We start from the raw sequence: 10,188 nt of genomic DNA, 5'->3' as shown, positions 1-10,188 counted from the left end.
GCGGGTTCCCCCGCCGTATTTTTTTATGTTTATTCCCCGGAGACAGCACCAGCCTCAATACCGGCGACCACCTCTGCCAGTGCAGTTTCCAGCAACGGCTTGCGCCAGCCGCTCAGCAGCTCCGGCTCTTCGGGGGTATTTTTGAATCCCCACACTTTATTCAGATACTGGTTAATCTGACGGCGCGATGCCAGCAGCTCCGGACTGAATTGTTCCGCTTCACTCAGCTCAGTAATGCGTGCTTTTATCGCCTTAAAGGTTTTGCGGTATAACGGATGATCGGACACATTTTCCACCGGTGCCGGATAGTCAGCGTCATCCTGCGCACGGATCTCTTCCGTTAACGCCAGCAGGCGTCTGCCGTGACAGCGGATTTCCTGCCCTGTCAGCCCCAGTCCGTCCAGCTCACCCAGTGAGGTCGGCATATAGCGCGCCACTTTCCACAGATGTTCTTCACGCACCACAAAATTGACAGCCATATCACGCTGACGCGCCTGTTCCAGCCGCCATTGTGCCAGTTTCTGCAAACAGGCCAGCTGCTGCGGGCGCAGTTGTGCGGCACCGCTGAAATCACGGTAGGCTTCCGCCGGGTCGGTCTGGGTAATACGGCGCTGCGCCATCATGGCACATTCTTCTTCCGCTGACGCCAGGTAACCGGCCGCCCGGACTTTTTCAGTCAGCTTTTCCGCCAGCGGCAGCAGGTAATACACATCTGCCGCTGCATATTCACACTGTTTTTCTGTCAGCGGACGCGCCAGCCAGTCAGTCCTGGATTCACTTTTATCCAGGGTAACGCCGAGATAGGTTTCCACCAGCGTGGCAAACCCGCAGGAGAGCGGATGCCCGGTAAAAGCAGCCAGTACCTGGGTATCCACCAGCGGCTGCGGCACACATTCCATGCTGTTGAAAAAGACTTCGATATCCTCACTGCCCGCATGAAGGTATTTGATCATCTCCGGCGCAGTCAGTAAGGTTTTCAGCGGTGTCCAGTCAGTGATCCCCAGCGGATCGACCAGTGCGAGATGCTCCCCGTCATAAAGCTGAACCAGACCGAGATGCGGATAATAGGTCCGGATCCGGACAAATTCAGTGTCCAGAGCAAGATAAGGTTTGCCGGTAACCTGTTCACAATAGGCGGCAAGATGTGTATCGCTGGTAATCAACTGATAATTCAAAACAACTTCTCTTAGTCTTTGACGACGTGGTTAAGTGATGTGATACAGAATAATTCAATAGATCAGGGTATTTCAATCAATAGTGATAACAGAACAGATAAGCGCCGGTTTTTACCGGCGTTATTATTCTGCGGCCTGATACGGTGTCATGCAACCGGCTGAACATCCGTTTTGTGCTTTTCCTCTTCGCGCAGTTCGCGGCGCAGAATTTTACCGACATTGGATTTCGGTAATTCATCCCGAAACTCAATGAGTTTCGGGACCTTATAACCGGTCAGATAACGGCGGCAATGCAGACGCAAATCATCTTCCGTCAGTAACTTATCCTTGCGGACGACAAAAATTTTCACCGCTTCACCGGAACTGTCACTTTCCACACCGATAGCAGCACACTCCAGCACTGCCGGATGCAGCATGACGGCATCCTCAACTTCATTCGGGTAGACGTTGAAACCGGACACCAGAATCATGTCTTTCTTACGATCAACAATATGCAGGAAACCGCTATCATCAAACTGTGCGATATCCCCGGTGGCAACCCAGCCATCTTTCAGCACTTCGGCAGTGGCATCCGGGCGGTTCCAGTACCCTTTCATCACCTGCGGACCACGAACCCACATTTCCCCCGGCTGACCATCCGGCACCTCAGCGCCGTCATCATCCAGCAGACAGATCTCCGTGGACGGTACCGGAAAACCAATACTGCCGCTGTAGCTTTTCAGGTTATGCGGGTTACCGGCGACCAGCGGTGAGCATTCGGTCAGTCCGTAGCCTTCCAGCAGGTGTTTTCCGGTCAGTTTTTCCCAGTTTTCCGCCACCGCTTTCTGCACCGGCATGCCGCCGCCGACAGAGAGATTCAGAGTGGAGAAATCGAGTTTGTGAAATTCCGGATTGTTGATCCAGGCATTAAACAGCGTGTTTACCCCGGTAATAGCCGTGAACGGGTATTTGCCCAGTTCTTTGATAGTCCCGCTGACATCACGCGGGTTAGTGATAAGCAGATTACGGCCGCCGATTTCAATAAACAGCAGGCAATTCACCGTCAGGGCAAATACATGATACAGCGGCAGTGCGGTGACAATCAGCTCTTTACCGACCTTCAGCTCCGGAATATAGGCTGCGCGCGCCTGCTCGAGGTTTGCCAGCATATTACGGTGAGTCAGCATGGCGCCTTTGGCCACCCCGGTGGTACCGCCGGTATATTGCAGAAATGCCAGGTCTTCGCAGTGAATTTCCGGTTTGACATACTGCATGCGGTAACCCTGATGGATAGCACGGCGGAATGAAATCGCGTCCGGCAGGTTATATTTCGGCACCAGACGTTTGATATATTTGACCACAAAATCCACCAGCGTGGCTTTCGGACGGGAAAGCTGATCCCCCATACGGGTCAGGATCACATGGCGGATTGGTGTGTTATAAACGATTTTTTCGAGAGTGTGTGCAAAATTGGAAACAATCACAATCGCGGCACAGCCGCTGTCATTTAACTGGTGTTCTAACTCTCTTGGTGTATAAAGGGGATTGACATTCACCACCACCATCCCTGCCCGTAAAATCCCGAACAGCGCTATCGGATATTGCAGTAAGTTCGGCATCATCAGCGCGATGCGATCCCCTTTTTTCAGCCCCAGCCCGTTTTGCAGGTACGCGGCAAATGCACGGCTTCGCTCTTCCAGTTTCCGGTAGGTCATCACCTCGCCCATGTTGATAAAGGCAGGCTGGTCCGCAAAGCGCGATACCGCATTCTCCAGCATCTCTGCCATTGAGGCATAGGTGTCAGGATTGATATCTGCCGGGACATCTTCCGGATAGTGTTTAAGCCAGACTCTTTCCAAGGTTTTACTCCTGATTATTGCTGCTCATCTCATGACCCGCCGGTATTAACAAATTATTTACACAAACAAAGTATTTACATAAAACGGCGTTTTCGGATAATTTTTCTGTTTCAGGTTGAGAGTCACATCACTAATTTGTTTTATAACGCCAGATAATAATCGAGGCGGCAAATGCCGCCTCTTAATTTATTCACTGTAATACGCTGAGGATAATCATTCCTGCTTATCGTCGCGGGCGGGATTATACACTCAAATTCGCATCTATGCTGAACTTTAAGGTTACTATACCCGCCAATCCGCGCGATTAAGGTACTAAATAATCCTGCACCACTGCCGGTCCCGGCGGATAGTACCAGCCGCCGCCATAGTAGCCGCCGCCGTAATACCCGTTATGCCAGCGCCACGGATCCGGCCCGTACACCGGCGGCGGCATAATCACCTGCCGTGCCTGGTGCCAGCGCTGGAAGCCGGTGACATCAATGACCGGGAAAGTATAAGGAACATCACCGATCTTACCGGCTTGTGTGCCGTTCATCAGCCCGATGACCGTGACATACTGGTCACGGAAGTTATCCGGCTCCATAAAGCTGTTGATCCGGGCATACATCCGGCCGGTGATAGTTGAACCGAGGAATGGCGCACCGATACTGTCAAGCGGCATCACCGCGATTTCCAGCTGTGTCATATCGGGCTGATTCTGCACGCTGAGCACCCGCCCGCCGAAACGCGCCTCCATTCCTTTATAGGCCTGCGGCGCTTTCTGAACGGCCTGAAAATCCGTCAGCATCGTGGTGCCGCTGCCTTTAATAGACTCCGGGATTGTGGCGCAGCCGGTCAGCGCCAGAGATATAATCACAACACCATACTTCAGACTGCTCCGTAAGCGATTCATCATGATATGAGCTCCTGTGACGGATAGTATTTATTTATTGTGGCTGATGATTGCCGGTTCAACAATTGACACAGGCTATTTTTTTACGTTATTCCCGGCCCGGTAATTTCTTCCAGGTCACTTCGTTGCGCAGATACACCGGCTCCGCCGATTCAGGGGCAGACGTTTCCCCGCAGCTCAGTGCATTCAGTGCAGGCGGCAGCATATCCTGTGCATGCGGCAGCGTAATTTCTGTCATTTGTGTGCTGAGGGTCAGCGTTTCCTGCATCTGCGGATACGCGGCCCAGCCGGTACCGGCCAGACCCCATTCGCCGGTGAGTGCGGCACAGCGCGTGACAAAATCTGCCGGTTTCAGCACCGCTTCCGCCAGTTCCTGCCGGAAGATGCCCTGCTCATCACGGACATACGCTGCGCAGTACACTTCATCCATCCGGGCATCAATGGCAACCAGCACACGGGCGAGCCCGGTGGTACGGAAAACCCCTTCCGCCATGGTTTCCAGTGATGAGACACCGATCATCGGCAGTTCAGCGCCCAGCGCCAGACCCTGGGCGATGCCGACACCAATCCGCACGCCGGTAAAGCTGCCCGGCCCCTGACCAAAAGCCAGTGCATCAAGATCACGGAGAGAGAGACTCTGCTGTGCCAGCACTGCCTGCACCATCGGCAGAATGCGCTGTGTGTGTTCGCGGGGGGTGACGGCAAAATCGGCGGTGATTTCACCATTGTTGTAAAGTGCAACAGAACAGGCTTCTGTTGCTGTATCTAAGGCTAAAATTCGGCTGGACATGCCATAACTCCGGCAAATAAATAAGGTTTATGGTAACAAAAAAATCATAGTAACAGTGACTTTTATTGCGAAACTGATTCAGTGTTATTCCGCTGTGCGGCGCTGTGACTGCCGTGCTGCCAGAAATTCCGCGGCTTTGGTCAGTGAGCGGGTCCGCGGCGACGGCGACAGACTTTTCAGGAAGATTTCCCCGTAAGGCCGCATGACAATCCGGTTATCGCAGATCACAATCACACCGTAATCCTCCGTATCACGGATAAGCCGCCCGACCCCCTGTTTAAGGCTGATCACCGCATCCGGGATCTGAACATCACGGAACGGATCACCGCCGCGTACCTGACAATCTTCCATGCGGGCTTTCAGCAGCGGATCATCCGGTGCGGTAAACGGCAGTTTGTCGATGATGACACAGGTCAGTGCATCACCCCGCACATCCACCCCTTCCCAGAAACTGGCGGTAGCCACCAGTAAGGCATTACCGGAGGAGATAAAATCACGGAGCAGCTGTGTTTTACTGGTTTCTCCCTGCACCAGTACCGGCAGTGTCAGTGACCGGCGGAATTCGGCGGCGAGATCGCGCATCATCTGGTGTGAGGTGCATAAAAAGAAACAGCGGCCACGGTTATGGTTGATCAGCGGACGCAGTTGTTCCGCCAGCTGTTTTGCCGCACCGTACTGATTCGGGGACGGCAGAAAACGCGGCACACAGAGCAGCGTCTGTTCCTGATAATTAAACGGGCTCGGCAGGATCAGGGTTTCAGCGTTATCCAGCCCGAGGCGGCGGGTAAAATGATGCAGATCATCATTCACCGACAGTGTCGCGGATGTAAATACCCACGCCATTTTCTGACTGCTCATCATTTCGCGGAATTTGTCTTCCACGGTCAGCGGTGTCAGTGCCAGCAGGAAATGACGGCCATAGCTTTCAAACCAGTAACTGTAACCGGGGATGGAAACATCTTTCAGCCGTTTGAGCCGGTTGCGGTACAGGGTCGCCCGTTCAAACGCCGCATCCAGCATGGCGGAACGGCCAAGGGAGAGTTTCATTACGTCATAACAAAGTTCCAGCGCATCATCAAGCAATGTGAGCGCCCGCTGAAACTGCGGCTGTGCCAGCAATTCCCGCAGATTACCGCGAAAACCGGTATCACCGAGTGCCAGCCGGAAATCCTGTACACTCATGGTCAGGCGATCCGCACATTTCTGCAGCTGCGCCTGGTCGCGCAGCTCGCTGCGGTAGGCTAATGTGATATCGCGGGTGAGATCAAATAACTGACGGCTGCTGAGTTGCTGACCGAAATACTGACTGGCAATATCCGGGATCTGATGCGCCTCATCGAAAATAATCACATCCGCTTCCGGGATAAGCTCACCGAAACCGGTGTCTTTCACCACGCGATCCGCCATAAACAGATGATGGTTGACCACCACCACGTCCGCTTCCAGTGCCTTGCGCCGGGCTTTCAGTACAAAGCATTCTTTATACTGCGGACAGTCGCTGCCGAGGCAGTTATCGTTGGTACTGGTGATCAGCGGCCAGACCGGGCTGTCTTCCGGAATATCGTGACAGGTGGTGATATCTCCCAGCTCAGTCGCCGTTGCCCAGCGCCGCGCCGCCACTATCTGCGTGAGGGTTTCCGGCTCCATATTGATATCGCCGAGAGTCTGCTGCTCCAGCCGCTCCAGACAGAGATAGTTCGAGCGCCCTTTGAGCAGCGCCACCCTGCCGTCATAATCCAGTGCCTGAACAATGGTGGGGAGATCGCGGTTATAGAGCTGATCCTGCAACGCTTTGGAGCCTGTGGAAATAATGGTTTTCTTTCCGGCACGCAATGCGGGCACCAGATAGGCAAAGGTTTTGCCGGTCCCGGTCCCGGCTTCCGCCACCAGTTGTCCCTGCGTTTCAATTATCCGGCTGATCGCCGCCGACATGGTGACCTGGGCTTCCCTCGGCTGAAAACCGGGAATGACACGGGCTAAGCGGCCGTTTTTTGCAAAATCGTCTGACACGCGTGTTCTCTTCTGACAAAATAGGCGCTAATTATGCCAAGGGTTGAGCAATAGCACCACCTTGCCGTGTAAGAAACTGGATATATTTACAGGAGAGAGAATGACAATTCAGCGAATTGATCCGGAAGACCGCTGGTCTGAAGCGGTTGTACACAACAACACCGTTTATTACACCAGTGTTCCGGAAGATCTGAGCGGCGATATTACTGCCCAGACCACCAGTGCCCTGCACGCGATCGATAAAATTCTGGCCCGCGCCGGTTCAGATAAAAGTAAAATCCTCGATGCGACCATTTTCCTCGCAGACAAAGCCGATTTTGCCGGTATGAATACCGCCTGGGATGCATGGGTCGCGAAAGGCAGTGCGCCGGTGCGCTGCACCGTGGAAGCGGCACTGATGCACCCGGATTATAAAGTCGAAATCAAAGTGATCGCGGCAGTCTGAGTGTTGAGAAAGCAGAGATCTCTGTTAATTCAGTGTCTCTGCTGATAACGGGCAAAAACGAAAAGTCGCTGTAAACACATCCCTATGCGCTCAGGCGTGTCATCCATGACGCGCATGCTTTTCGTTTCCTTTGCCCGTCATCGCAGGTTTACCCGGACACACGGTATCTCTGCTTTTTACTGAAATGAGGATTTATTTCAACCCCGGTGCCTTCCACATCGATGTCGTCAGGCCGGAATCCACCAGCGAAAGCTGATCCGCATACACCTTCTGCCAGTTCTGTTTGGCTTTATCATAAACTTCACGGTGTGCCGGGTTTGGCTGATACTCATGCTGCCACTGCACCAGACGCTCACCCGCCGTCACCATATCATCATATAACCCGACACCCGCTCCGGCGGCAATCGCACACCCCAGTGCGGTGGCTTCTTTGACAACCGGCACCCGTACCGGCACACCGGTAACATCCGCCAGGATCTGGCTCCACAGCTTACCTTTCGAACCACCACCGGCGAACACCAGTGAATCCGCTTTCACACCACTGAATTTTGCAATCAGATCGAGGTTCAGGGAGGAAACAATCGCGGCGTTCTCCTCCAGTGCACGGAACAGCGAGGCTTTGTTACTCTTTTCCGCATCAATGGAGAGGTTAATAAAGGAAGGCGCCGCGTGATACCAGGATTTAAACCGCATCACATCGGAGAAAATCGGCATAATACCGTGAGAGCCGGCAGGCACACGGGCCGCCATATCTTCCAGTAATGAGTATGTATCCACACCGAGGCGTTCGGCAATAATTTTTTCTTCCGCGCAAAATGCATCACGGAACCAGCGCATAGTCAGGCCGGTAAAGAAACTGATGGATTCTGCCTGTACCATCCCCGGGATAACATGCGGGTTGATGCGGGTATTCATATCCGGATCAGTGACCGGTGCAGGCAAATTTACCACCTGCTGCCAGAACGTGCCGCCGAGAACTGCTGTTTGTCCTGCCCGGACCACACCCAGCCCGAGACAACCCAGCTGAACATCCCCGCCGCCCATCACCACCGGCGTGCCTTCCGCCAGACCGGACTCTTTCGCGGCATTCGCTGTGATATAGCCCAGAACCGTACCGGTTTCTTTAACCGGAGAGAGAATATCCGCCCGCAGCCCGGCCATTTCCAGCAGCCCCGGCCGCCAGTCACGGGTTTTCAGATCCAGCATCCCGGTGGTGCCGGCGTTGGAGGGATCGACGGCAAGCTCACCGGTCAGTTTGCAGGCCAGCCAGTCGCTGATCATGGTGAGAGTGCCCGCCTGACGGTAGATATCAGGCCGGTGATGTGCCAGCCACAGCAGACGCGGCATAGCGCCGAGGGCTAAGGTCTGGCCGGAGCACTGATAAACATCATATTCAAAGGTGTTATCGTACAGTTCTTTTAATTCACTGACTTCATGGCTTGAGCGCGCATCCACGTTGGCACAGGCCCAGATCGGTTCGCCGTTGCGGTCATACAGCACAATGCCTTCACGCATCGAGCAGGCTGCCACCCCGGCAATCGCTGAAGCGGGTAAACCGGCATTTTTCAGCGCCAGCGCAATACAGTGACACGCCAGCTGCCAGTTCACCGGCAGATCAAACTCCATCGAGCCCGGTACATCCGGCAGCTCATTGTGACGCCACTCCGCCTGTCCGACCGCCACCTGATTGCCGTGAAGATCAAAAATAACGGCTCTGATACTGCCTGTTCCCGCATCCAGCGCCATCAGGTATTTTTCTGATGAGCCGCTGCCCGTAATCTGATTCATGTCGCCATCCTCACAAATTCAATTGGACTGATACCGTTACACCATGAAATACAGCGTGATTTTCGTCTGCGGGACAGTCAGTGCATCAGGTTAATAATGTCAGCATTACCCGCGCCGTCTGCTCGTCAGTCACCAGGGAGTTGATATAGCCCCCCAGCAGTGCCGCCACAATCACCTCGGCTTTTTCCTCACCGCCCGCCACCCCGACCACCGTCGGAATATTTTTCAGTTCTGCGGGGGTGATGCCGATAAGTTCGCGGTGCATCTCCACGTCTTCCGTCAGTTCCCCTTCGCGCCCGATAAAGTAACCGAGGATATCCCCGACCGCCCCGCGCCGTGCCAGCATCAGCTGTTCGCCGCTGCTGATATAACCGGAACGCATAATGGTGGCATCCTGTTTCTGATTCACCGCCCCCAGGCCGACAACCGCGATATCCGCTGCGCTGGCCGCCATAAGCACATCCTGCACGCTGCGTTCCTGACGGAATGTCGCCGCCACTGCGGCACTTGATGCCCGTAATGGTGCCGGAATAATGCTGACCGGGCAGTTTGCATCAAGCTGACCGATACCGGTCATGTACTGCCCGACACCGCCGGAAAGCGTCACCAGGCGGATCTGCTGCGAAGAGACAAACCCGCTCAGATGCTGCAATGTCGCCATTGCTGCCTCCCCGAACCCGACTGCCAGCAACTGGCCGGGCGAAAGCTGTGACATCAGCAGATGTGCACCGGCCACGCCGAGACGGGTGTGGATCTCCGGGCCGTTCAGTGCCGGGAGAATGCGAATTTGTTTTAACGAAAATCTTTTTTTCAGAATATCTTCAAGTTCAAGACAGCCTTCAAACCGGGAGTTTATCTGCACCCGGATGACGCCGGACTGACGTCCTTTTTCGAGCAAACGCGAAACTTTCAGCCGTGTCAGACCGAGCAGATCCCCGATATCTCCCTGCGTGAGACCATCGTGGTAATAAAACCAGGCAATACGGGCCAATAACTCTTCTTCATTCATACTAAGTCCTGAGGCGTCATAGTCCATCGAAGAAACGGAGCTTACCGGGGCTGCTTTCGTGTTTTTTGAAACTGTTGTCATGTGAACTTTTGTTTTCCGTTTTTACAGATAAGCACCTTTTACAGAAATCTGCCAGAGGTGCAGGCCAAAATTTTGAACAAATTCTAACGCAGATCTGATTTTTTCACAAAATATGGCCGAAATATTGTCTTATTTGATTTTTATGGCTTACATTTATGAA

Annotated in this window: 8 protein-coding genes; 1 reads left to right on the top strand and 7 read right to left on the bottom strand. The window is 53.8% G+C overall.

Translation table 11 applies throughout. The annotated features are described in order from the left end of the window. Positions 1–29: 29 nt before the first annotated feature. The 5 genes from rnd to U868_RS0116285 form a co-directional block, all read right to left on the bottom strand. Complete coding sequence (rnd, locus tag U868_RS0116305) at positions 30–1,175, bottom strand: ribonuclease D (RefSeq protein WP_025154219.1); 1,146 nt, start codon at positions 1,173–1,175, stop codon at positions 30–32. Positions 1,176–1,321: 146 nt separating this feature from the next. Continuing rightward, positions 1,322–3,013, bottom strand: coding sequence for a long-chain-fatty-acid--CoA ligase FadD (gene fadD, locus U868_RS0116300; protein ID WP_025154218.1), 1,692 nt, complete (start codon positions 3,011–3,013; stop codon positions 1,322–1,324). Positions 3,014–3,317: 304 nt separating this feature from the next. Continuing rightward, positions 3,318–3,908: a Slp family lipoprotein gene (locus U868_RS0116295; protein WP_036411987.1), complete on the bottom strand. Its 591-nt coding sequence runs from the start codon at positions 3,906–3,908 to the stop codon at positions 3,318–3,320. An 85-nt stretch (positions 3,909–3,993) separates the two neighbouring features. Then, positions 3,994–4,695 carry a tRNA (adenosine(37)-N6)-threonylcarbamoyltransferase complex dimerization subunit type 1 TsaB gene (gene tsaB, locus U868_RS0116290; RefSeq protein WP_025154216.1) on the bottom strand — a complete coding sequence of 234 codons (702 nt, stop codon included), beginning with the start codon at positions 4,693–4,695 and terminating at the stop codon, positions 3,994–3,996. Positions 4,696–4,779: 84 nt separating this feature from the next. Further along, a complete protein-coding gene (locus U868_RS0116285) occupies positions 4,780–6,705 on the bottom strand; it encodes an ATP-dependent DNA helicase (RefSeq protein ID WP_025154215.1) in 1,926 nt (641 codons plus the stop codon). A 100-nt stretch (positions 6,706–6,805) separates the two neighbouring features. Between U868_RS0116285 and U868_RS0116280 the strand changes: the two genes are divergently transcribed. Further along, complete coding sequence (locus U868_RS0116280) at positions 6,806–7,150, top strand: RidA family protein (RefSeq protein ID WP_004237501.1); 345 nt, start codon at positions 6,806–6,808, stop codon at positions 7,148–7,150. Between the two features lie 192 nt (positions 7,151–7,342). On the opposite strand, the gene lsrK is transcribed toward U868_RS0116280, so the two are convergent. Both lsrK and lsrR read right to left on the bottom strand, forming a co-directional pair. Next, entirely contained in the window at positions 7,343–8,938 is a 1,596-nt protein-coding gene (lsrK, locus tag U868_RS0116275; protein WP_004237500.1) for an autoinducer-2 kinase, read from the bottom strand. Between the two features lie 85 nt (positions 8,939–9,023). After that, positions 9,024–9,974 carry a transcriptional regulator LsrR gene (gene lsrR, locus U868_RS0116270; RefSeq protein ID WP_051583075.1) on the bottom strand — a complete coding sequence of 317 codons (951 nt, stop codon included), beginning with the start codon at positions 9,972–9,974 and terminating at the stop codon, positions 9,024–9,026. Between the last annotated feature and the right edge of the window lie 214 nt (positions 9,975–10,188).

Source organism: Morganella morganii H1r, from assembly GCF_000633515.1.
Lineage (GTDB): Bacteria > Pseudomonadota > Gammaproteobacteria > Enterobacterales > Enterobacteriaceae > Morganella > Morganella morganii_B.
This window is presented reverse-complemented; position numbering and strand designations above follow the sequence as displayed.